Origin of the sequence: Bacillus salipaludis, assembly GCF_030938565.1 — a bacterium.
GTDB lineage: Bacteria > Bacillota > Bacilli > Bacillales > Cytobacillaceae > Neobacillus > Neobacillus salipaludis_A.
Genome location: NZ_JAVGVR010000001.1, coordinates 1,745,412 through 1,767,106 on the forward strand (window position 1 = coordinate 1,745,412; position 21,695 = coordinate 1,767,106).

The 21,695-nt window shown below is 33.6% G+C and carries 25 protein-coding genes and 1 pseudogene; 15 read left to right on the plus strand and 11 right to left on the minus strand.

Annotation, left to right across the window (positions count from 1 at the left end; translation table 11 throughout):
- The first annotated feature begins 121 nt into the window (after positions 1 to 121).
- Positions 122 to 541, plus strand: a complete 420-nt coding sequence (locus tag RCG21_RS08505; RefSeq protein ID WP_308914255.1) for a CBO0543 family protein — start codon at positions 122 to 124, stop codon at positions 539 to 541.
- Positions 542 to 1,442: 901 nt separating this feature from the next.
- Here the strand turns inward: RCG21_RS08505 and RCG21_RS08515 are convergent.
- Both RCG21_RS08515 and RCG21_RS08520 read right to left on the minus strand, forming a co-directional pair.
- On the minus strand, positions 1,443 to 1,703 hold the full coding sequence (locus RCG21_RS08515) for a ferredoxin family protein (RefSeq protein WP_133340122.1): 261 nt from the start codon (positions 1,701 to 1,703) through the stop codon (positions 1,443 to 1,445).
- Between the two features lie 314 nt (positions 1,704 to 2,017).
- Positions 2,018 to 2,884 carry a nucleoside-diphosphate kinase gene (locus tag RCG21_RS08520; protein ID WP_165976418.1) on the minus strand — a complete coding sequence of 289 codons (867 nt, stop codon included), beginning with the start codon at positions 2,882 to 2,884 and terminating at the stop codon, positions 2,018 to 2,020.
- Between the two features lie 781 nt (positions 2,885 to 3,665).
- Between RCG21_RS08520 and RCG21_RS08525 the strand changes: the two genes are divergently transcribed.
- The 6 genes from RCG21_RS08525 to RCG21_RS08550 all read left to right on the plus strand — a co-directional run bounded on the left by RCG21_RS08525 (position 3,666) and on the right by RCG21_RS08550 (position 8,214).
- Positions 3,666 to 3,809: a hypothetical protein gene (locus tag RCG21_RS08525; protein ID WP_165976417.1), complete on the plus strand. Its 144-nt coding sequence runs from the start codon at positions 3,666 to 3,668 to the stop codon at positions 3,807 to 3,809.
- Positions 3,810 to 4,012: 203 nt separating this feature from the next.
- Positions 4,013 to 4,588 (plus strand): TetR/AcrR family transcriptional regulator, encoded by a 576-nt coding sequence (locus tag RCG21_RS08530; RefSeq protein WP_133340118.1) that lies wholly within the window; start codon positions 4,013 to 4,015, stop codon positions 4,586 to 4,588.
- 110 nt (positions 4,589 to 4,698) lie between these two features.
- Complete coding sequence (locus RCG21_RS08535; protein WP_084006895.1) at positions 4,699 to 5,547, plus strand: alpha/beta fold hydrolase; 849 nt, start codon at positions 4,699 to 4,701, stop codon at positions 5,545 to 5,547.
- A gap of 14 nt (positions 5,548 to 5,561) precedes the next feature.
- Positions 5,562 to 6,620 carry an alkene reductase gene (locus RCG21_RS08540; protein WP_133340116.1) on the plus strand — a complete coding sequence of 353 codons (1,059 nt, stop codon included), beginning with the start codon at positions 5,562 to 5,564 and terminating at the stop codon, positions 6,618 to 6,620.
- Between the two features lie 101 nt (positions 6,621 to 6,721).
- A complete protein-coding gene (locus RCG21_RS08545) occupies positions 6,722 to 7,714 on the plus strand; it encodes an NADP-dependent oxidoreductase (protein ID WP_133340114.1) in 993 nt (330 codons plus the stop codon).
- A 290-nt stretch (positions 7,715 to 8,004) separates the two neighbouring features.
- The gene (locus tag RCG21_RS08550) at positions 8,005 to 8,214 is read left to right on the plus strand and encodes a hypothetical protein (RefSeq protein WP_133340112.1); all 210 of its coding nucleotides are present in this window, start codon (positions 8,005 to 8,007) and stop codon (positions 8,212 to 8,214) included.
- A 234-nt stretch (positions 8,215 to 8,448) separates the two neighbouring features.
- Here RCG21_RS08550 and RCG21_RS08555 read toward each other — a convergent pair whose 3' ends face one another.
- Together RCG21_RS08555 and RCG21_RS08560 are read right to left on the minus strand one after the other, a co-directional pair.
- Positions 8,449 to 8,658: a hypothetical protein gene (locus RCG21_RS08555; RefSeq protein ID WP_133340110.1), complete on the minus strand. Its 210-nt coding sequence runs from the start codon at positions 8,656 to 8,658 to the stop codon at positions 8,449 to 8,451.
- 142 nt (positions 8,659 to 8,800) lie between these two features.
- Positions 8,801 to 8,983 carry a hypothetical protein gene (locus RCG21_RS08560; RefSeq protein ID WP_133340108.1) on the minus strand — a complete coding sequence of 61 codons (183 nt, stop codon included), beginning with the start codon at positions 8,981 to 8,983 and terminating at the stop codon, positions 8,801 to 8,803.
- Positions 8,984 to 9,304: 321 nt separating this feature from the next.
- Here RCG21_RS08560 and RCG21_RS08565 point away from each other — a divergent pair, with 321 nt between their 5' ends.
- On the plus strand, positions 9,305 to 9,598 hold the full coding sequence (locus tag RCG21_RS08565; RefSeq protein WP_133340106.1) for a hypothetical protein: 294 nt from the start codon (positions 9,305 to 9,307) through the stop codon (positions 9,596 to 9,598).
- A 724-nt stretch (positions 9,599 to 10,322) separates the two neighbouring features.
- On the opposite strand, the gene RCG21_RS08570 is transcribed toward RCG21_RS08565, so the two are convergent.
- From RCG21_RS08570 to RCG21_RS08585, 4 genes are all read right to left on the minus strand, one after another.
- On the minus strand, positions 10,323 to 10,733 hold the full coding sequence (locus RCG21_RS08570; RefSeq protein ID WP_165976416.1) for a YsnF/AvaK domain-containing protein: 411 nt from the start codon (positions 10,731 to 10,733) through the stop codon (positions 10,323 to 10,325).
- Between the two features lie 71 nt (positions 10,734 to 10,804).
- Positions 10,805 to 11,287 (minus strand): YsnF/AvaK domain-containing protein, encoded by a 483-nt coding sequence (locus RCG21_RS08575; RefSeq protein ID WP_133340102.1) that lies wholly within the window; start codon positions 11,285 to 11,287, stop codon positions 10,805 to 10,807.
- Positions 11,288 to 11,336: 49 nt separating this feature from the next.
- On the minus strand, positions 11,337 to 11,519 hold the full coding sequence (locus RCG21_RS08580; RefSeq protein ID WP_308913070.1) for a hypothetical protein: 183 nt from the start codon (positions 11,517 to 11,519) through the stop codon (positions 11,337 to 11,339).
- 68 nt (positions 11,520 to 11,587) lie between these two features.
- Positions 11,588 to 11,920, minus strand: a complete 333-nt coding sequence (locus RCG21_RS08585; protein ID WP_308913071.1) for a hypothetical protein — start codon at positions 11,918 to 11,920, stop codon at positions 11,588 to 11,590.
- Positions 11,921 to 12,164: 244 nt separating this feature from the next.
- Here RCG21_RS08585 and RCG21_RS08590 point away from each other — a divergent pair, with 244 nt between their 5' ends.
- Positions 12,165 to 12,677, plus strand: a complete 513-nt coding sequence (locus tag RCG21_RS08590) for a DUF3189 family protein (protein ID WP_133340098.1) — start codon at positions 12,165 to 12,167, stop codon at positions 12,675 to 12,677.
- Positions 12,678 to 13,976: 1,299 nt separating this feature from the next.
- Positions 13,977 to 14,186, plus strand: a complete 210-nt coding sequence (locus tag RCG21_RS08595; RefSeq protein WP_133340096.1) for a hypothetical protein — start codon at positions 13,977 to 13,979, stop codon at positions 14,184 to 14,186.
- A 225-nt stretch (positions 14,187 to 14,411) separates the two neighbouring features.
- Here RCG21_RS08595 and RCG21_RS08600 read toward each other — a convergent pair.
- Positions 14,412 to 15,250, minus strand: a pseudogene (locus RCG21_RS08600) (tyrosine-type recombinase/integrase).
- Between the two features lie 170 nt (positions 15,251 to 15,420).
- Between RCG21_RS08600 and RCG21_RS08605 the strand changes: the two are divergent.
- The 4 genes from RCG21_RS08605 (at position 15,421) to RCG21_RS08620 (ending at position 18,940) form a co-directional block, all read left to right on the plus strand.
- Positions 15,421 to 15,888, plus strand: coding sequence for a hypothetical protein (locus RCG21_RS08605; RefSeq protein WP_133340094.1), 468 nt, complete (start codon positions 15,421 to 15,423; stop codon positions 15,886 to 15,888).
- 1,438 nt (positions 15,889 to 17,326) lie between these two features.
- Complete coding sequence (locus RCG21_RS08610; RefSeq protein ID WP_133340092.1) at positions 17,327 to 17,887, plus strand: CBO0543 family protein; 561 nt, start codon at positions 17,327 to 17,329, stop codon at positions 17,885 to 17,887.
- A gap of 223 nt (positions 17,888 to 18,110) precedes the next feature.
- Positions 18,111 to 18,575: a MarR family winged helix-turn-helix transcriptional regulator gene (locus tag RCG21_RS08615; protein ID WP_133340707.1), complete on the plus strand. Its 465-nt coding sequence runs from the start codon at positions 18,111 to 18,113 to the stop codon at positions 18,573 to 18,575.
- Positions 18,576 to 18,634: 59 nt separating this feature from the next.
- On the plus strand, positions 18,635 to 18,940 hold the full coding sequence (locus tag RCG21_RS08620) for a hypothetical protein (protein WP_133340705.1): 306 nt from the start codon (positions 18,635 to 18,637) through the stop codon (positions 18,938 to 18,940).
- 205 nt (positions 18,941 to 19,145) lie between these two features.
- Here RCG21_RS08620 and RCG21_RS08625 read toward each other — a convergent pair whose 3' ends face one another.
- The gene (locus RCG21_RS08625) at positions 19,146 to 20,162 is read right to left on the minus strand and encodes a DUF3231 family protein (RefSeq protein ID WP_308913072.1); all 1,017 of its coding nucleotides are present in this window, start codon (positions 20,160 to 20,162) and stop codon (positions 19,146 to 19,148) included.
- A 498-nt stretch (positions 20,163 to 20,660) separates the two neighbouring features.
- Positions 20,661 to 20,957, minus strand: coding sequence for a hypothetical protein (locus RCG21_RS08630; protein WP_133340685.1), 297 nt, complete (start codon positions 20,955 to 20,957; stop codon positions 20,661 to 20,663).
- A gap of 236 nt (positions 20,958 to 21,193) precedes the next feature.
- On the opposite strand from RCG21_RS08630, the gene RCG21_RS08635 reads away from it, so the two are divergent.
- A complete protein-coding gene (locus RCG21_RS08635) occupies positions 21,194 to 21,667 on the plus strand; it encodes a UPF0158 family protein (RefSeq protein WP_308913073.1) in 474 nt (157 codons plus the stop codon).
- The last annotated feature ends 28 nt before the right edge of the window (positions 21,668 to 21,695 follow it).

Here is a 21,695-nt window from a genome sequence, read left to right on the forward strand (position 1 = left end):
CTGTTTAACGGCTATATGGCGAATGAATTATTCGATTCTGTGGAAAATATAGTGAAGGACGTGAGGTGACGTGTGGTTCTTAATACTGACGGTTATTGTACTTAATGCCGTGTTCTGGTTAATGCCTAAGAAGTTGACTAAAACTGAGATATTCTCAACCTGTATGTTTGCATGCGTTTTTGAACTGATAGTAAACATCTACTTGGACCTAAAACTCGATTGGTACGGCTACTTCCAGAAAGGTGTTCAATGGGGATCTTTGATTGTCATATTCGGCATTTATCCTGCAGCTAACGCTATTTTTCTGAATTACTATCAGTACATGAAGAATTTTGCACAGAAATTTTGGTACATCATAGGGTGCTCGGTTTTCGCCGTAGTTTACGAGTGGTTAGCTGAAGTATCTAGATACTTTTATTACAATCAATGGAAAATTTGGTATTCCGCAATTCTTTATCCGTTCTTGTTCTTGATATTGTTGGCTGTTTTGAAGTCCGTAAGGAAGCTGATTCACAGTCAATACGAGCGTATTTCTCAATAGCACCATGAATATGAATATGGCTTACAACAACCAAGTGATAAAGCTTTATGAGGGACTTACTTCTACCACTCAAAGAATTTATTTGTTAGCCACTCAATATTTGCTGGAAAAAGGCATTTTGTCTCTCCCTCCAAAAACGACCATGCCAAAGTCAACTGAGTTTATTAAGAGTAAAAGTTACATGAGTGGATTGAACCTATTTGATCCTAAGAGAGCATTGAGTGATCTAGAACTGGGTATTCTTCATCACGCATTAGAGTCAAATAAGTTAAGGATCAAGTGAATGATAATCCTAATGTTGTAAACCTCTCAGAATGACAATATATGTGTTTGAGATGTTGTTATTGTCCATATTAATGAAGAACTCAAACAAAAAGACGATACACAGTAAAATGCATCGTCCTTATTTTTTATTTATTAATCACTCAGCTTCAAATCGGAATCCTGCAATTTCTCTACAATCGACAACGATTACCCCAGGTTCTTCCTCACTATCACAGAAGAATGCACAACAAGTCTTTTTATTGAAGCTAACGAACTTGGTATCTTCGATTACTGTTCCGCCTTTTAAAAATAAATCTACTTCAGTACCTGATTGTAATTTTCTGAGTTGTCTGCATACACATCCTTTACATCTACTACAACTGGACTTATTTGAACTGGACTTACTTGAAGAACTACTTGACATATTTCCAATCACCCCCTAATTTTTAGTTAAAACTCTCTTTATAATTTATTAAGAAGAGGATAAAAATGATTGGACAAACTGTCTATTTTAGAGCCATTTTGTTAAAGACAAACAAAAAGACGATACCGATCAAACAGTAACGTCTTAATTACTTATACAAACAGTTAAGAGCGTTCTATTTATGTTCACATTTGCTCACAAAATGCTCACAATTTACGCTAACCTAAACACAATCCCGTGTCCGCCTTTTGGATATTCCCATTTAATGTTTTCGTGTGGGCAGCCTATCCGACAGCTTCCGCATTCATGGCGGCCTTCAAAGCCTACCTGCATCCGTGTTCCTTCCCATTTATAAACCTCTGCCGGGCAAAATACTATGCAAAGCTTATCAGGACATTGGGTCATGCAAACATCATGATCCAGTACGGTTAAGTGTGATTTCGTGTCGCACTTTACAGCAAGCAAGAATCTCATTGAAAGACAGGAAACCGATTAAGGTAAACCTTTTTCGATTGGTGAAAGTAAATTAAACGAAAAGTTGAGGTCGAGGAGCAGCACCAAGCTATTTACCATGGAGAAGAAATTCATTTTTTATGAATAAAATTAGAATCTGCCTGCCTTTCAATTTCAAAAACCAAGTAATTCTGGAAAAGAAATTTAATATAATTAAATTTGTTCCCTACAGATAGGATTTTACCAATCAAAAAGTTTCACAAAAATTAAAAAACCTCTTTCCAAGGAGGAAACAAATAAAACAAAAAAATAGCACTTCTTCAGAAGTCTTTTTGTTATGGTTTAGAGAATTTGCCTGCCAATAACAGTGACGTTTTAAACAAACAGGTTTCCCATCTTGTAAGATTTATACTCACTGTAACGAACTCTCGAAATAGCTCATCAAATTTTATTCTTTTAAAATGTTTGTAGTCAGTGATACTCATCAATAATTTGTCTTTGCGAATGTCCTTATAAAACATCTGATATTCCTCCTGCAAGGTTTTGTACAGCCAAATTTGCTTCATGGAATTGCTTACACTAATCGACTGAATGTGCTTCTCATCTATAAATTTTTTATATCTTTTCTTCACACCGGGATTCATGGATGAAATTTGTATGCATTGCTGCTTGATACGAAAGTACATTTCTATAAAATCAAGATTGTGCTTCTCTTTTTGTTTAAGAAAGTATGGAGTACCTTGATATGTTAATCGTTCTAACTCTTCAGTTGTAAAAAATAATGCAGCTTCTCTTTTCGTAGCACTTGTACAATCTGCAGCGTGAAATAAGTTAAATATTCCGTTAATTGAACCAAACGTATTTCGTACTGTCCCTTCCTTTGCTTTCTCAGGTCTGAAGTTTCCCTTCAATTTTTTTACAATCAGCTCAGAAACCGATTTGTATGGTGGTTTTGGTGTACCTTGAACCAGCACACATAAACTTTCTCCTAAATTATAGAATTCAGCTTCTAGTTCGTGCCACCACTCTAAGTTACCTTCATTCCAATATAAAAGTCGGCATAGATCCGGTGTAACAGTCACATATTTGCAAGTAAGTATCTTAAAACCTTTTCGCTGCAAAAATGATAAAATTTCTTGTTCTAAATGTAAGTACACAGCATCTGGTTTACATATTACGAACCCTAAATTCTCCCAATTCAATTTTAATGTCTCCTTTGTATAGTTTTTAACAATATATGGTAAAGAGAAGAACTTGCTTGTACCAACTTGCTCTTGGTATTCCCAATCTTGTTTTCCATCATATTTTGTAAAGTTATAATCTTGCTCTTCATATTTATATAAACTTGTATCAATAATTAAGGCTACCCGTGCCTATATAAATATAAGAGTGGAGAAAAAGTGAAAAATTTGATAAGAGTTCAATTTGGACAAAATTGATCTACAAGTGGAAATTTTATTCCGTTTGATTTATATTGTTGGCATGTTTTATTAAAGTTTTTATTTGAATTAATAATAAAAAGCTGCTTTAAGGTAATAAGGGATATTACTAAAGCTAATTACTTTACTTAATGAACAATTAAAGGTTTGTGAAAAAATACACTTAAAGTAACGGGTAGCAAGAGTTAAAGATCGGAGCTGCCATATTGGTGGCTTTTTTCTTATTCGACTAACGGGGCAGGATAGTTCAACAAGGATAATGGTTGTTTGTGGTAAAATTTAAAAGGACTGGTTGCTTAATTAGGGGGTGTTCAAATGGGGGAAGATAAAGAAACAGAAGAGTGATACAAAAATAAAGCCGATTATGATTACAAGAATAAGAATTCCCGTACTTTCCAACCTAAGCTACCAACTAAATCAGCAAGACCTCCACCGTGACGCTGCTAGAAGGATTTCCTTTTAATTCTTCTTGTCTTAATTTTTCTCTTCTTCATTTCAGGTTCTTATGCAACTAAAGGGGCAGTTTAGTTGAGTAAGGGCTCAGATGGTTTTTCTAATTGCTGTTTCTTGTTTATTTGGTATGAGTGCATCTGTAGAAGAGTTTGATCCATTAATTGAAATAGTGGAAGAAAACAATCCTGAAGAAACCAAACTAATAGAAGAAATGTTTGGCGGTACCCCTAAGTGAACATTAACGGATAACATTGTGATATGTAGCAAATGTGTTGGGGATTATTGGTTAGTTATGATTCTTTACTAATCGTTCTAAAAAGAGTATTATTTAATCATGGTTTGAAATTCATGTGTTTATTTTAGAACGTTCATTCTATAATAGATTATGACGTTTGTTTTTGTTAGTATTGGTTCATGGATTTTTTAAGGAGAAATAAAATGGCTAGAAGTAAAGAGTTTGACGAAAAAGCAGTATTAAGAAAAGCAATGGAGCTTTTCTGGGAACAGGGTTATGAAAAAACATCCATGCAAGATTTGGTGGATCATATGGGGATACACCGCAGGAGTATATATGACACATTTGGTGACAAGCGTTCATTGTTCTTAGCTTCCCTTAATCACTATGAAGAGCTCATCGTCAATGAGATGGAAAGCATAATTAGTAGCACTTCATCCATTAAACAGGCGATACGTGATGTTTTTATTTTCATACTGAATTCCATTGAACAATACCCAAAAGGTTGTCTAACAGTAAATGCAGCCATTGAATTATCTTTGTTGGACAAAGAAATTGGACGCATAGTTACAAAAATGTTTAACCGTACTGAAGATATGTTTAATAACCTTATAAAACGGGGCCAAACTAGTGGAGAGCTATCAAAAGAAATCGATTCTGATAACACATCTCGTTTCTTACACAACAATTTGGTAGGTATAAGAGTACTAATAAAAACTAATTACAATAAAAAAGAATTAGAAGGCATCATCACTCTAGCACTTTCAGTGTTGGACTAGCTTTCTTTTTTCACCCTTTTTAGAACGATCATTCTAAAATCGGCATGAAACAAACCATCATAATGCATACTTATAAAATCGTTTTTTAATTTCTAAGGAGGAACACAAAAATGACAAACTTTAAAATACCAACAGAATCAGAATTTATTGAAGCAGATGGAACTCGTTACGCATATAGAAAATTTGGTACACAAGATGGTATACCGGTAGTATTTCTTGTTCACTTTAGAGGAACGATGGAAAACTGGGATCCAAACATGCTTGAACCTATTGCAAATACACGCCCAGTAATCTTATTTGACAATAAAGGGGTTGGTGAGACCGATGGACTAACGCCTACTACAATTGCTGATATGGCAAAAGATACAGCAACATTTATAAAAACTCTTGGATTAGAACAAGTTGACATTCTTGGTTTTTCCATTGGTGGCATGGTTGCACAAGAGCTAGCTTTACAAGAAGGAGATTTAGTAAGAAAAATTATTATGGCAGGTACTTCGCCTGAATCTGGTATTAATCCAAATCCAGAGATTTTTGAAAGAATGAATCGTCACGGCGGAACGGAAGAAGATGGAATAAATGATTTTATGTTCTTTTTCTACGAACAAACCGAAACAAGTAAATCTGCAGGAATGGCTTCGCTACAAAGAATTTTTAATCAGAAAAAAGTAAACAGTTCAGAACAAGTAAAAGAGGCACAATTACAAGCCATTGCAAAATGGGCTAAACAAAAATCTAATCATGATTATGAATGGTTACAAAACATCAAACACCCTGTACTTGTTACTAATGGTGTTAATGATGTGATGGTACCGACTAAAAACAGTTATATCTTAACAGAGAAATTACCCAAAGCACAGCTGATTATATATCCTGATTCTGGTCACGGGCATCTGTTTCAATTTCCAGAACTATTTGCAGAACACGTAAATTCATTTCTTGATTCTAATTCTTATTAAAAAGGAGTATTCATATGAGCAGATTATTTGAAAAAGTTCGTATCGGAAACATTGACTTAAAAAATCGTATAGGTATGGCTCCGATGACTAGAAGTAGAGCTTTACCAGATGGTACACCGAGCGATTTAGTAGCAGAGTACTATGGTCAGCGTGCTTCAGTCGGTTTAATTATAAGCGAAGGAACCCAACCTTCAGATGATGGGCAAGGTTACACTAATACACCTGGTATTTATACAGAAAATCATATTAAAGGGTGGAAAAAAGTAACTTCTAAAGTTCATTGTGAAGGCGGTCATATTTTTGTTCAGCTTATGCATGTTGGACGTGTATCACACCCTGATAACACACCTCACCACCGCCAAGCAGTTGCACCGTCAGCTATTGCACCTGGTGTAGAAATTTTCACGGCAGAAGGAATGAAAGAAATTCCAACACCAAGAGAATTGAGTGAGCTTGAGATAAAAGATGTTATCAATGAGTTTCGTTTAGCAGCACGTTCAGCAATTGAAGCTGGTGCAGACGGAGTTGAAATTCACGGAGCGAATGGTTATCTGATCCAACAATTCCTTAGTGAAAACTCCAATCATCGTCAAGATGCATACGGTGGTACGATTGAGGGTCGTTCTCGATTCGCTATTGAAGTAGCTAAAGCAGTTGTTGATGAAATAGGAGCAGAAAGAACAGGCATCCGTTTTTCTCCTCAAGGAACACTGCAAGGCATTGATGAGGGGGAAAATAGCCTTGAGATGTATCGCTATTTAATAAGTGAATTAAATAAGCTTAACCTTGCATATCTGCATTTAATGCACTTTGGAAACGAGCAATTCCTAAAAGATGTGCGTCAACTTTGGGATCAATCACTTCTTGTTAACCGTCCAGGTCGTCCTCTAGATCAACTTTCGTCTGATGTAGATAATAATCTTGCGGATGTTGTCACAGTAGGCACTTGGGTACTAGCTAATCCAGACTTTGTAGAACGGATTCAATCAGGTGCTCCCCTAAACGAACCTGATAAAAACACGCTCTATGCAGGGGGAAAAGAAGGTTATACAGATTATCCTTTCTTAAAATAGTTTATTTAATGAATATCCCATCTAGGGATATTCATAATCTTTTTTCTTATGTTCGTTATGAAAAGATACATGTGCGTTAAATAAAAATGTGGAGGATTGTAATGAAAGCTTTAGCAATTGAAAACTACGGTAAAAAACCAAATTTTTTAGACTTCCCTATGCCCAAAATAAATAATGACGAGGTCTTAGTTGAGATATATGCGGCAAGTATAAATCCTCTTGATACAAAAATTCGAAAAGGTGAATTAAAATTATTATTGAAATACAAGATGCCGTTAATTTTAGGAAATGATTTTTCTGGAAAAATTGTTGAAGTAGGTACTAGTGTCACGAAGTTTAAAGTCGGTAATGAGGTATATGGTCGACCTAGAGCAAATAAAATGGGAACTTTTACTGAATATCTCTCTGTTAACCAAGAAGATATTGCATTAAAACCTAAAAATTTAAGTTTTGAAGAAGCCGCCTCCATCCCTCTAGTCGGATTGACATCCTACCAAGCTTTTCATGATATTCTGCGAATTGAAAAAGGACATAAAATATTAATACATGCAGGATCAGGGGGAGTAGGAACATTTGCTATCCAACTTGCAAAACATATGGGTGCTTTTGTCGCAACTACAGCTAGTGATGGTAGTGATTTAGTAAAATCTCTTGGCGCTGACGAAGTTATTAATTACAAGACAGAAAAGTTCGAACATTCGATTCGTGACTACAACGCAGTTCTTGATACCATTGGGGGGGCGACGTTAGAGAGATCATTTGTAACATTAAAAAAAGGAGGAAAGATTGTTTCTATATCTGGAATCCCGAATGGTCGCTTTGCTAAAGAAAATGGATTTAGCTCATTTAAAAAAACCTTATTTTCAATTGCAAGTTATAAACTTACGAAGCTAGAAAAAAAACATAATGTCCAATACACGTTTCTTTTTATGAAGCATAGTGGAGAGCAGTTGAAAATTTTAACAAAAATGTTAGAGTCAGAAGTGATTAAGCCTACACTTGATAAAGTTTTTATTTTCGAAGATGCCCAAAAAGCATTGGAGTATGCAGAGGCGGGAAGAGCAAAAGGAAAAATAGTACTTAAATTAAAATAATTAGTCTTATCTAACAAACCTTTCCTTAGGTAGAAAGTGTTTGTTTTTTTAACTTATCGAGGTTGCTTATAGAACTAACTGGGTGCTTGAGTTTAAAATCAGAGCTGTCATTAAGCAAGCTCTTTCTTGTTGAACTAAAGGGGCAGGTTAATAAGATACCTTCCATTTGTTTAATTGTGTACCTGCTCATGTTATAATGAGGAACTTAGGATAATTACGACTTTTACTCATAATTGAACGGATGCCAAGAAAAGCCTCCGACTAGCAATAAAAAATGGGGGTGTAAGAGAATGAATAAACGATGGACGATTGGTAAAATTAAAGAATTTGTTGAGAACAATTCGGAAAGTAAGTTGCTAACGACGGAATACCACGGTTTTTCTCAAAAGTTACTGTTTAAATGTGCATGTGGTAGCAACTTTGAAAAAACATTTACGAAATTTAAAAATAATAGCCAACGTAAATGTGACGTGTGCCAACCGCCAAAAGCGTCACGCTAAACGTATATAACGGGTGCGTTAATCCAATGAGGATTAACGCACTTTTTATTGAACTCCTTATTGAACAAACGGGGCAGGTTAATTTAAGAAAATAGATGCCTAGGGGATTTATTGGCTCAGTGGGTTATGAAGGTTCACAATTTCTAAATCTCATAAAAATTCTTTGCGCATCCTGGCTTACTGTATAACTTGAAGAACCCTATGGTCATTCACCCCAATAAAAAATGCATCCGATTATTCGGATGCATACTTAATTATTCCATGTAAATAAACTGAGTATTCTCTCTGTACATATTCTCTTAATTTAATTCTTTTTTCTGCCTCTAATACTCTAACCATTTCTTGAATCTTTTTTTCACTTTCTTTTGTAGTAGGAATCTCTAATGAAAACAAATTACCTCGACTACTATTTAGTAATTTTTTTAATAACTCAACTTTATTCATTGGATAATCCCCTTTATTTACTATATTCGACATAAAGGCGACTTTTTCCTTGGAACATCTTATATTGTTTCAAGTTTTACCTACTTTCCACTAAAAAAATTTGATTATAGGTAGTATGACAGGAATCGGATAGCTTTTTTTATTAGCTTTTTTTATAACTACCTTTTACCAATCTAATCATATCACGCCCTGATATCTTTTCTGTTTCATGATAACCTTCTTCATCCCGCAAACTCAAGTTCCAGCTACTATCTTTATCTTCATTTAACCTAAATAACTTATTGGTAAAAACATTTGTATAAAAATCCCCATTTCTTAGCCTCATACTATCCCACCTCTCTAATGTATATAAACTGTATTATGCCCAAGATATTGATCTGGAGCCATTAGAAATATACAGTCCAAAAATCCTGGATATACAGGGGAAAGAAGTGAAAATCAGGGGGAGGGTCAGAGCATGGATAGTTTTGTAAAAAAAGAAGTGCGGGTAACGGAAATTTCCCTTATTCAGCTAACGGGTGCAAGAGTTGTAGATTAGGCTGTCATTATGGCAGCTTTTTTTATTGCACTAAAGGGGCAGGTTAGTGGAACAAGAATAGTGTTGTATAATACCTTAAAGCTATTGATTTAATAAAAGGAGAAAGTAATGATAAGTGCAAACAATTTTAAAACAGGTGACATACTAGATGATTACGCTGATTTTAGATTTGTAGAGTGTGTATTCTGTAAATGCCAATATATTCACGACTTTGAGCTTTGTACTTTGTTCTATGACCCCAATGATTTAGAACGAAGTTTTTCAACATTATTTGGATGTGATGAAGACAAGAATTATCCATTACCTTGTCGTAAGTGTAAACGGACGGAATGGGATTTCACAGATATTGATAATGATGAAAGAGAAAATGTCTTAAAAGGTGAATGGGGTTGGGCAATATAACGACTTACTAATTCAACTAACTGAGTGCATTACTGAACATCGGTAATGCATATTCTTATTGAAGTAACGGGGCAGGTTGGTGAAATAAAAAGTTTTAATTGTGTCATGAATTTTCTATATTTGGAAAAACTAATTAAATCTCTAATACTTGTATTTATTAGGTGGTTTAAATATGTGGTGGTCTCCATATACAGCATTAAGTATTAACCTTATTGTTATCTGGTTTATGCCAAAGCGGTTAACAGCGAAAAAGATATATGTAACTTGGTTTATAATCGCCATGATTAGGTGTAGAAGAGATTGTGAAGGATTCCACTTAAATGTGGTGTAATGCTTTGTTAAGTATTTAAATCAAATTAAAATTATTTACTATCGGATGCTTATATTGTGAATGGGATTGCGACGATTCCATATTGTTATTAAGCTAAAAGGAAAATAGGAAGTGCGTATTATTTCAATGTCCCTTACTACCCAATTATAATTTAAAGAAATTCAACTCTCATTCATGCTTCTTGTGTCATTAATATTTAAACCAATACGAAAAACTGAGAAAACGGGCGTAATTTTGAGAAAGCCATTAGGTTTTAGAGGGAGGAATGGATGGCAAGAATATATATGGAAGATAGCGTTTACATTCTCTTTGCCCATTCCTTTGATAATAATTTCGTTAGCTTTGCTTCTCCGCCCTTTGATGTAGCACAATCTGGAAGCATTATTGGGGTGATTATTGATCGTCTACTATTACATTTATATCCCCGAATGTATTTATTTGGACTTTTTCTTCCTTCAAGGTTTCATTAACCTGTATGAGCTCTTCACATTGTTTCTTAAAAACCTCAACATCCTCAAGGACAGTTGGATTTAATGTAACCTCAATATGTTCTTCACTTAAAGGGATGCAAATTGTTTCAATTTGTGAATCTATGTCACTGTTTGGATTTACAATCTTTTTCTCAATGATTAGCTGTTCATGGGTAACAGGGACCATAATTTGTTTAACCTCGGTAAAGGTTTTCTTATATACCCTAACATCTGCTGTCTCAACCCTCTTCTTGCTCACCTGCAATTCTTCTTTATGTAGTTTGAGCGTTACTTCTTCATGATGGTCATTTGATGAATTCTGCTTTTCATGCAACTTAATCTCCCTCCATAAGAAATGGTGAAACCACCTTAACATTGCTTGACGATGTTAAGGTGGTTTTATTTTTAGCTATGATTTATATCTTCAAAACCTGAATCATCGGAAATGATATCAACACTTCCAGTTGTATTAACATGTGCCTCTTCGTGTTTAAGCGTTTCTTCGATATGCCGGGTTTCCTCAACTTCACGTTTCGCAGCGGAGATCTCCTCGGTTGTCACTGTATATTTGTTTACCTCAACTTCTTCTTGGCTAACTGGAATATGGATAGTTTCCTCCGAACTGATGGGTTCATCACTTCGTTCGTTATTCAATTTCGTTCTTTTTATCACAACTTCCTCGTGCATGACAGGAACGTCGACCGTTTTTTGTTCTTCCACAACCTCTTTTGAGAGGACTACTTCTCCAGCATTGACCTTATTTTTCGTAATGTCAACCTCTTCTTTATGAAGCTGGAGTGCGCCGCTCGTTTGGTTATTTTCATGTCTATCTTCATTCTCAACATTTTGAGCTCTGTCATCACCAAATAACCCTAAAAAATCGCTCATAAAAATCCCCCTAGCAAGTTAATTAAAGACAATCTTTTATATAGTGTGTTTATGAGGTGGATTTATACTTAAAATCATTAGAAAGAAACTTATAAAAAGGGGATATATAGGCTGGAGTTATATCCACTAATTTATTCAAATTCGGTTGAATGTTTTGATATTTTCTTTTCTGTATTATTTTAGGAACTTTGGGAACCGTATTTTTTCTTATTGTTTTTGTCACTTTTACCAAAATTAATCCCTCCTGTATAGATAGACTTTTTCCATAGAGAGGGATTTTATCGAATGCTTGTTTTTTTCTTATTCGTCTTTATTATCTCGGTCATTCCTATCAATATCGTCTTCGATAATATCTTCTTGCTTGGTGTTTCTGTCCTTAATAAAATCCTTGTCAGTATCTGTGTTTTTGTCTTCAGAAGGGTCATAATAATTGTTATTCAAATCGTTATCATGTTCATTTAGGTCATTATTAATATTATTTCGATCCAAGTCGTTGTCTAAGTTACGATCATTCCTGTCAGGGTTATTGATTCTCTGTGGAGTTATTCGGTTATCAGTGTTGGCATTACAGGCACCTAAAACCATTGCAGAGAGGACAGTTCCAGCAAGCAATAAAAAAAGGTTTTTCTTCAAGGTAAAATCCTCCTTTAAGGAAAATTAAATTTCTTAAATTATTTTTTAAAATTTTAGAAAAAAATTGCTAGTACTTTTTTACAAATCTTAAGTTGGAAGTTTTTTTTCAAAAATTCACCTTCCAAATTTTCAACAAGCAAAAGTATAGAAAAAGTACAAAAGTGAAGTAAACATAGTCAACCGAATTGGATTTAGAATAAATGCCAATAATAAAAACAAATAAAATGATAAAGGATGATCTCCTATGATTTATATTTACCATGATTATGGTGGGACACATACCACGGCTTTGGCTGCCGCATATCATTTAAAACAATTACCTCAATCAGAAAGAACACTAACTTCGGAAGAGATATTAAATGTAAAATATTTTAATCGACTAACAAAAGAGGATTTTGGAAAACTCATTTTTCACGGGAACGATGAAGATGGCAACTCAGTGTATACAATTGGACGGAAAAGGAACAAGCTTGTTGTTCCAGGATTAAAAGAATTGACTTTACTACTACAAAATAAATTTCATTTTAATGAAAAAATAGTTTTCTCCAATACATCACCAACTGTTCCAATTGTTATGTCATTCGGGGGATTTTTCTCGAGAGGATTGAAAATTGACTTTATAGGGGTACCATTATTAGTAAAAGGTGCAAAACAATGCCGTGATAATGTTTATCGGTTAGTTGAAAATACGAAACAAGTTGGTAAAACTTCTTTCAATGAAAACGTGATTACTTTAGAAAATGAAATGTATAAGTAAAAAATTTCTGTTAGCTGAATAAAAAAAGCCGAAAATATCTTTAGTCTTAGTTATTCCTTTGGAAACTCTTCCACTATAAGCATAATACTTCCTCTTCAATTTTCTTTTTAGTGTTATTATCCATAATCTTGCCTCCAAAATTTTAATAAGACTTATAGGTCCCCTAAAAAAGTTGCACATTTAAGAATGAAATGAACATAAAAGTTTTATTAACCCTCTTTTAAAATTTTTAAAATAAATTTGGACAAGATAATAATTGATTTTCAACCAAATCCCTAAAATGACTAAAATATACGATTCGTTTGTACAACTCTAAATAACCTTGTTAATAACAATTTTATTAGTAACAATCTCATTAAAATCCGTAATATGGATATGTTAAAAATAGTATTTCAATTAAAATAAAAAAGGAGAAAGGGAATGAGATTATTTGGAGAAAGCTTCGAAAATTTGTTAGGAGTAAAAAAACCTAGAGCACGGCATAAAAATGAAGTAGATCGTTTGGATCAATACTTTGAAACCCCCATCATACATAGGCAAATTCATGGGGATAAAATATACGTCCCGTTAAACTTGGACAGAGTTTAGAATCAGATACGTTAATTAAAAAACAGTATATTTCTACTAATCCAATTTTATATTGCCTAAGTAATTATCAATACTGTCATTGACGATTATTCTTCCAGCATATTGGGGGTCGCCGACAAAAAATGCGAATATCATAGGCTAAAACATTTTTTGAACAAGGTGACCCAACACATTTTTTCTTATAAGTAAAAGATTGTGAAGCAAACTTAAATTTTAGGGTGCTTGAGTTTAACAAAACAGTTGCTGCTGCGGATCTTTTTCTTGTTCTACTAACCATATGATAGTTGAAGTAGTAAATAATTCACTAATGTTGGATTTAACGCCTATTATGTATTTATTCGGACAAAGATATAACGGGACAAATTTGGAGTAGACAAAAAAGCGTCAAAAATGACGCTTCAAATAGAGTGAAATTAATCCATTTTATGTAGTGGTCTTAAAAATTGAATTGGACAAGTGTGGAACATAGAAAAAAATACAAAACCATCCTTTTTAGGATGGTTAAGGAAAATGGAAGAGATTTTTATTACAGGATATTTTATTCAAATTTCGTGTAAATGTATTTAGGCAATTGAACATTTTTAGGTAGAAGAGCTTTTATTAGAGCTTTTAATGACAGCCAAGAAAACACGTATAATAGGTAAACGTCTATTCCTCTTTAAACATGGACACATACACTATTTTTGAAACAATTTGAGGAGGAAATAAAAAATGGAAAGACAATTCTTTGGCAGTATGGGTTATGGAGGCTATCCTGGTTACGGTATGGGATACGGAGGTTATCCTGGTTATGGCATGGGCATGGGTTATGGAGGCTATCCTGGCTATGGTATAGGATATGGAGGTTATCCTTTCCATCATTATGGGTATGGAGGCTATCCTTTCCACCACCACCATGGATTCCATCACGGCTGTTGTTAACCTACAAAAAGTATATTACCCTGGAGCGATGTCTTATCGGTTTTAAACTATCTAAGGATTAAATCTTTACATGTATTTTAAGTAATAATCTATTAATAACTCCAATCACGAATTAGGTTAGAGCGTTTTCTTAATTTTTATTTGGATTGGTCCTTATTCCACTAACGGGTGCAAGAATTGAAGAAAAGCAATGCATTTTTTCAGCATTGCTTTTTTGTGTCCCTTTTAAAAATACTTCCTATAAAGCTCTTGTCTTAAACTCCCACTTAACTGTGCATATATCCTCGTAGTCTCACTTTTCTCATGACCTAATAAACTCTGAATGACTTCAAGAGGGGCACCATTATTTAACATGTGAGTAGCATAGCTGTGCCTCAGTTGGTGTGGATGGATCGTTTTATTTATGCCTGCCCTTTTTGAAATTCGCTTGATGATATATCTCATTTGGGCAATACTCATTCGGTGTGGATACCGTTCGGTAAAAAAAATTGCGGCATCGTCATCTTGGCGTTGTTCAAAGTATCTTTTAAGCCAAATTTCACAGCGGATATTAAAATAAACTTCTCTTTCTTTATCTCCTTTTCCTCTTACGACAGCGGAACAGTTTGACCAATTAATTCTATTTTTTCTAATGAAACAATTTCTCCAATACGGCAGCCAGTTGAAAACATAAATTCAAACAAAGCCTTTTCCATTGAAGTGGTGCACGCTTCCCGTAAATGTTCAATTTCAAATTCTGTTAAAAACTTAGGAATACGTTTCCCTGCTTTAGGTTCTTTTATTTTGAAGGCAGGATTTTTGGCTATATGCCCTTCTTCATGAGACCACCGAAACAATGACTTCATGAACCGTATACGATGAGCTAAACTCGAAGGTTTTAACTTTTCGCTTGACTTTGCTAGATATTCTTTTAGTTGACCTGTCGATATTGTATCAAGTTTAACGTCTTTGAAATATCGAATAAGTAATGTGGCTTGAAGTTTGTATGCTTTTAATGTTTGTGGTGAGAACCCTTCAATTCGTTTATCTGATTCATACGTTTCCCATGCCTTTGACAATAACAAAGTACATCTCTCCCTAAAAATGTATTTTTTAGAGGAATTATTGACCTTATTCTAAAAATTGAAACGGAAGAAACTATTCAACTACTGGGGTAGGTTAATTGAATAGAAAATAATATTACTTAACCAAAAATGGCATAATATATAAAAGTTCAATTAGAAGGGACAAAAATATGGTTAAGGTAGTTATTTGGTCTTTATTTATTATTCCGTGGATTTCTTTGTTCTTTTTAAACGGTAAAGCGATTCGAAGATATATGCCTGTTGCTCTATTTGCCACCGTGTTGAACACTATATTAGCTCAAATGGCTTGGTCATATAACTGGTGGAAATTTAAAGAGACTCTTTTTACATGGGATAAATTAGCGCCATTATTTACAGTTTATGGCGTTTTCTTGGTGGGTACTATATGGATATTTTATTTTACATTTCGTAGATTTTGGATATATATAATTGTTAATTTAATTATCGACCTCTTCTACGGGATGGGTCTTACTAAAATGTTAAACAAGCTTGAGATAAGAGAAAACGGTAGTTTCTCTCCTCTACAAAATCTTTTAGCAATGACAATATTAGCATTAATTCTTTATCTTTATCAGATATGGCAGGAAAGAATCTTTGAAAAGGAATATGTTAAGTAACATTCATTTGAAACCTTATATAAAGAAGAATTTTTGTTCAACTAATGGATGCAAGAGTTAAACAAAACGTTGTTTCGACAGCGTTTTTTCTTATTGAGCTAAATTGGCAGGTTAGTGCAACAAGAAAGAGGAAAATCTATATCTTATTTATGTTGCTTTGATAAATAGTGTGAAGTAAATAAAAAAAGCGTCAATAATGAAGCTTTACAAGAGAGTGAAAAAATATGCTTGCTTACAGTAGTTTATGTAATGGTCTTCAAAAATGAAATGGACAAGTGTGAAACAAATAATAAAAAAGCGTCAATTTGACGCTTTCAAGGAAAGTGAAGATATAAGGTTGTGGTATGAACTAATAATTTATTTTATGTAAATAAGAAAATAATGAAAGGGACAAGTACGTACAATAAAATTTTTTAAGAAATAAAAAAACCAGAAAACTCCTGACTAAATCCTGATACTTCAAGAAGCATCGCTTATTTTATTTTTATTGGAAAAATACCTCATATGTAAGACAAATAAACGACTAACTTCTATCCAAATAGTTTGCATTTGGACATTTACTATTGCTTTCCAAAATATCTTTGATTTGTTTATTGATATGAAATATCACGGTTACTGGTATTTTTTAAAGGTGTAAATTGGGAAGCGTTACCTATACATATAATTTTACTTCCACGATATTTATAAGAGGACTATTTCCCCTTAAACTCCACATTTGTCCTATTTATTTATCAAAATTATTTTCATAAAATAATGTAGTCCTAGTTTTACCACCATTGACACCACTTTTAAGCGCCTAATGACGCTTTTTTTATTTGACTATATACTTGTCCATACAGATATAACTTTTTTACATATATTATATCAACCTATAAATGGAGGTGATAAATATAAAAATGGGTAAAAAACCAAATGGCCTTATTTTAAATGTTGTATTTTTTATCTTAGTAATAATTCTAATCAGTGCCCATTTTTTCTGGTAGGGTTTATGAGGTTAGAATTCGTCCTTTATTAGGACGTATTTTTTAACTACTTTTTACCATGATGGTTCTAAAATCCGTACCGTATAAATAGCACGGCTCAGACGGGTGCCTCACCCATGCCAGGCTTATGGGGGTACCTGAATACACCTACCTTAGGTAGGCTTACCCCTAGGGACAATGAATATAACTATAGATATAGACTAATATACATATATGACAGTGACTAATGATAACTGTTGACCCTTTGCTACTACCAGGGTGCTGGTATTCTATCATATGACTATTGTATCTTCCCTCTTGACATTTTGTGAAGTGTTTCACTTAAACTAACGGGCGCTTTAGTTAAACAAAGGGTTGCTGCGGCAGCCTTCTTTATTACTGAACTAAAGGTGCAGGATAGTTGAACAAGGATAGGGAATACTGGAGTTATATATTTTTCTAAGGTGAATTAAAAGATGACTCCATTGATTAGAAAAGAAAAAATTATAAGTTCCGATAAGTTTTTTCAAAGAATACATCAAGTAGAAGTGGAATATGTAAACTATTGGAAAGAACATACGTTATGGCACTGGGAATTTTGGGTTTCAGTAGCATTATCAATAATTCCTTGGCTTGTATGGATAATACTGCGAAAGCGTGGAAGTGAGGCAAGATTGCTTTTAGCTGGAATTTTTGGGTTAAGTGTAGCTTCTTGGCTAGATTTTTTAGGCCTTGTTTTTGGGCTTTGGCATTATTCTGGGAGAGTATTGCCTACCATTCCAACGTTTTTACCTTGGGATTTTACTTTAATTCCTGTTACTCTGATGCTTTGGCTACAATTTAAACCAGCTCTAAATCCTTTTTTAAAAGCTGTTATTTATTCCGCATTGACTTCTTTTATAGGTGAACCATTATTTGAATGGATTGGATTTTATACAACTGTAAAATGGAATGTTTTTTATTCCTTTCCAATTTACATTATTATCTATTTAATAGCTTATCGAATTAGTAAGGCAAAATCATTTGAACCTTTGTAACAACTAAGCAATATTTCAATAACTTAGTTTGTGAATGATTTCACTTAAAGTAACGGGTGCAATAGTTTAAGATTGCCTGCTTTCGGTGGGCTTTTTTTGCTTCTTCCACTAACGTGGCAGGTTAATTGAACAACAAATAGTTTACTTTTGTTATTTTTTTTTGTAATATTGTTCGCAAATGAACAGTTTACATTTGAACTATTTTATTAAGGGAGTGACTTAAATGGATTTAAATTATAACGACCCAAAAGTAAAGCAAGTAATAGAAGTTTATCAATCGTTTTGGGCTATTAACAAAACTACGGCTAAATTAACGAAAAAGAATGCTGAAAATTTTGGTCTTTCATTACAACAGTTATCAATCCTTAATACATTATTAGCGTTTCCTGAATTAACGCAACAAGAGTTAGCGGATAGGCTTATCTCAGCAAAAAGTACAATTAGTGCTGGCGTAGATAAATTAGTGGAAATGGGGTTAGTTGAAAGGGGATTTTCTGAAGAAGACCGAATAGAAGTAAAGCTAAAATTAACTTCTAAAGGTGAAGACGTTTCAAAAAAATCCAGTAAAAATTCAATATCCTATAAAGCTATGCTTTTTGCATTAGATAAAATGCCCAGAGAAGATATTCAGTCTTTACTTCGTATACAGAATGAATTACTAAATCACCTTATTGAAAGTGGTTTTTAAAATAATCGTTCTTCAACAAACGGGGTGCTTTACTTCAAAAAGCCAAGGAGGTAAATATTATGGCATTAGATTGCTTTTTTTATGATGTAAATGATAATGATATTGACTATTTTTCTATGTCAGAATCTTTACACGAAGCAATTTTTAACAATCGCAATAAATATTATCGTAGCTATATTTACCTTAGAAAGCTTATTAATTACTATGGTGATGCAAAATTTGAGGGTAACGAGGTTAAAAGTCTTATCGAAGACCTAAAACTTTATTTGCCATATATAAATAAGGACTATCATGAAAAAGTTTATTTGTTAATAAAAAAACTTTCAGACCCAAGAGTAGTAAGAGTTGGTTTTTATGGGGATTAAAGTTTTTTATAATATAAGACTCTTCTTAAACTATAGAGTGCTTGAGTTCAAAATAAATGGCTGCTACGGCAGCCATTTTTTCTTCTTCAACTATAGGGGCAGTTTAGTGTAACAAGGGAGATGGAATTTTGTTTTCTTTGCTCTATGAAGTGCAGCAAATGAAAAAGCTAGGAATCGTTCCTAGCGTCCAGTTTTTACATATTATTTATTTCTCCTTCCTGTTGGCGAGCGAGTCACGGTCACTTGCTGTTGGAGGCTGCTCTAACCATCCATTTTTTATCATTAGGTTTGCTCCGTCTTCTGCAAATTGTAAAAGTTCTAAAATTAGTCGTAAGTAATGAGCACCTAAATCTCTTCTTGAATTGACACTCAAAGCAGAACCATAATATGAAAGGGATAATTGTGTAGACAATTGAATTTGGTACATCATATATTTATCTGAAAAGGTCATAGAAGTAGAGTTCGTGATCATCGATTGCCAAGAAATAGGCGAATTTAATTTATCTTCCTTAAATACCGATTCAAATATTTTTATGTGTTTATTGGCAATGTCAAGTCCCCTCATGAAATATTGACGAATCTCTTTTGATTGGGCTACTTGGATGAATCCCACTTTCAAAGCAGCATGTAAATGCATTTTTAGCATGTTGAAAGTAATATCTCCTATTTCGATAGCATTCAGAGGACGACGATCCCCCAACCATCCCGTTAAAAAGCTTTGGTGCTTTACAAAATCGATTGATTCGGGTGGTGAAATAACAGGAGGTCGTACAAAAAGTCCTTTCGAAAGCATTAAATCAATGGATTGATCAAAAAGCTCCATCGTTTCGGACATACAGGTTATGTAATACTTCCGTAAGTCAGAACGAATCGAAGTACCAACAGACAAAGAATATCCAGTCATCCCTTGCAAAGTCATGATATAAATATAATTTAGGTAGAACGGGTCTTGAAAAAGACGAGGTGCTTGAATGTTTACGTCATCTTTTTCTGTAAACCCATGTGGGATAGGATAATTTTCATTTACCATGAATTCTGTAATTTTTTGGACATGCTTTTGGGATAATCCAAGGGCAGTTTGGTAGATTGATTTGACATCGTGATCTTCAATATGCTCCAGTGCATAACGAAAAAAACAAATGGACATGGTATCAAAAATGTATTGAGTCCAAAGGCTTGCCATTTCTGGAGCAGTTAATCGAATGGGGTTATTTGTCTCCAAGATTTATCCTCCAATAAACGAACTTGTACATTGTTTTTATTGTTTTCTCAGAGCTGAAAAATATGTAAAAAATTAGAAACCTCTTAAATCAAAAGATTTTACTGATGAGAAACAAGGTGTAGTTGTTTTGATAAAAACAGTATTTGTGGAGGTTTTTTACAAAGAAACTTCAACATGGTTCGATGCGGGTGGTTCAGTAATTCCGATTATTATCGGGATACATCTATAGCTTAACTGGTGTGATTCTTCAAGATGTAGTTTGCCATTTTCTAATCGCACAAAAAAATTGTGAAATAGTGCACTTAAAGTAACGGGTGCTTGAGTATAAGAAAGAATGGGAGGTGTTGCGGGACATCTCCTTTTCTTTTTCAATAAAGGCAGGGGACTTGGAAAAGTGAATACTCACATAAATGTCGAATTTGAAATTAACGACTGATTTTTTACAGTTTCCATCTGGTTGTAAAAAAGTTTTGGCCGTGGAGAACAAAAAAAGAAGCTTTATAGCTTCCAAGGAGGAACGTTAATCTCTTTTTTTTGCTTCTCATAATTTTGCATTCTAGAATATGAGTTAGCTAATTTAGACACTATGAATCCTTGTGGGCTCGAGGTTTTTTCAAGACCTTTTAATTCTTGAATTCTAATTTGTGCAAACATTTTTGCTACCTGAGCTAAATTTTCAATAGTATCCATTAATTCGGGGTTATCATTATAATTACATTTAGCTATGGAGTAAATATAATCAAGCTTATTCTCAATTAATTTAAGTATTTCAGTATCAAACTTTTCATTTTGCATTATTTTTCACTCCCCATTAATAAACGTATGGAATAATGGATAATAAAGAACGTAAAAAATAAAAAACTTATTCTAATGGTGAACAGTACGAACGCAATGTGTACTAAAAGAGGAGTACTTGTGTAGAAGAAGAGGAATTTCTACGAAATCTCATTTTTTATGGGAAAGTAAGATTGTGAAAAAATATACTTAAAGTAACGGGTGCATTAGCAAAAATATAAAAAGGTGATCAAATAATGAGTATACAAGTTAAACTAAAAGACATAATTGAGGAAATGGAAATCCAGTTCGAAGAATCACGTTCATTACTGAATATTAAAACGGGTGAATTTGTGTTAGTAACGTCGGAGGACCAGAGAGCTGCTGAAGACGAAAAACCATTTGATCATTTACCTGAATGGGAACAGGAAAATAGAATGATTGCAATTGATGTGGTTGAAAACTTTGAAAATTATTTAGAGTTACCTACTAAATATGAAGTAAATGAATATGAAATAATGGAAAACTTTTGCTTAACAGTAAGTGATCAACGGAAGCAGGAATCCTTATTAAGGGCAATTAAGGGAAAGGGCGCCTTTAGAAGGTTTAAGGACAAAATAATTGATTTTGAAATAGAAGATCAATGGTATTTATACCGGGACGAGTGTTTCAAACAAATTGCGATTGAATGGTGTAAGGAAAATAAAATTAATTTTATTGAAAAGGAATGAAAGAGAGTGATTACTAAACCAAGGAGTA

Bases quoted from the DNA above. Each gene is read 5' to 3' on its own strand.
- RCG21_RS08505 (WP_308914255.1), top strand. From the start codon at position 122: ATGCCTAAGAAGTTGACTAAAACTGAGATATTCTCAACCTGTATGTTT.
- RCG21_RS08515 (WP_133340122.1), bottom strand. From the start codon at position 1,703: ATGAGATTCTTGCTTGCTGTAAAGTGCGACACGAAATCACACTTAACC.
- RCG21_RS08525 (WP_165976417.1), top strand. From the start codon at position 3,666: ATGGTTTTTCTAATTGCTGTTTCTTGTTTATTTGGTATGAGTGCATCT.
- RCG21_RS08530 (WP_133340118.1), top strand. From the start codon at position 4,013: ATGGCTAGAAGTAAAGAGTTTGACGAAAAAGCAGTATTAAGAAAAGCA.
- RCG21_RS08535 (WP_084006895.1), top strand. From the start codon at position 4,699: ATGACAAACTTTAAAATACCAACAGAATCAGAATTTATTGAAGCAGAT.
- RCG21_RS08540 (WP_133340116.1), top strand. From the start codon at position 5,562: ATGAGCAGATTATTTGAAAAAGTTCGTATCGGAAACATTGACTTAAAA.
- RCG21_RS08545 (WP_133340114.1), top strand. From the start codon at position 6,722: ATGAAAGCTTTAGCAATTGAAAACTACGGTAAAAAACCAAATTTTTTA.
- RCG21_RS08550 (WP_133340112.1), top strand. From the start codon at position 8,005: ATGAATAAACGATGGACGATTGGTAAAATTAAAGAATTTGTTGAGAAC.
- RCG21_RS08555 (WP_133340110.1), bottom strand. From the start codon at position 8,658: ATGAATAAAGTTGAGTTATTAAAAAAATTACTAAATAGTAGTCGAGGT.
- RCG21_RS08560 (WP_133340108.1), bottom strand. From the start codon at position 8,983: ATGAGGCTAAGAAATGGGGATTTTTATACAAATGTTTTTACCAATAAG.
- RCG21_RS08565 (WP_133340106.1), top strand. From the start codon at position 9,305: ATGATAAGTGCAAACAATTTTAAAACAGGTGACATACTAGATGATTAC.
- RCG21_RS08575 (WP_133340102.1), bottom strand. From the start codon at position 11,287: ATGAGCGATTTTTTAGGGTTATTTGGTGATGACAGAGCTCAAAATGTT.
- RCG21_RS08590 (WP_133340098.1), top strand. From the start codon at position 12,165: ATGATTTATATTTACCATGATTATGGTGGGACACATACCACGGCTTTG.
- RCG21_RS08595 (WP_133340096.1), top strand. From the start codon at position 13,977: ATGGAAAGACAATTCTTTGGCAGTATGGGTTATGGAGGCTATCCTGGT.
- RCG21_RS08605 (WP_133340094.1), top strand. From the start codon at position 15,421: ATGGTTAAGGTAGTTATTTGGTCTTTATTTATTATTCCGTGGATTTCT.
- RCG21_RS08610 (WP_133340092.1), top strand. From the start codon at position 17,327: ATGACTCCATTGATTAGAAAAGAAAAAATTATAAGTTCCGATAAGTTT.
- RCG21_RS08615 (WP_133340707.1), top strand. From the start codon at position 18,111: ATGGATTTAAATTATAACGACCCAAAAGTAAAGCAAGTAATAGAAGTT.
- RCG21_RS08620 (WP_133340705.1), top strand. From the start codon at position 18,635: ATGGCATTAGATTGCTTTTTTTATGATGTAAATGATAATGATATTGAC.
- RCG21_RS08630 (WP_133340685.1), bottom strand. From the start codon at position 20,957: ATGCAAAATGAAAAGTTTGATACTGAAATACTTAAATTAATTGAGAAT.
- RCG21_RS08635 (WP_308913073.1), top strand. From the start codon at position 21,194: ATGAGTATACAAGTTAAACTAAAAGACATAATTGAGGAAATGGAAATC.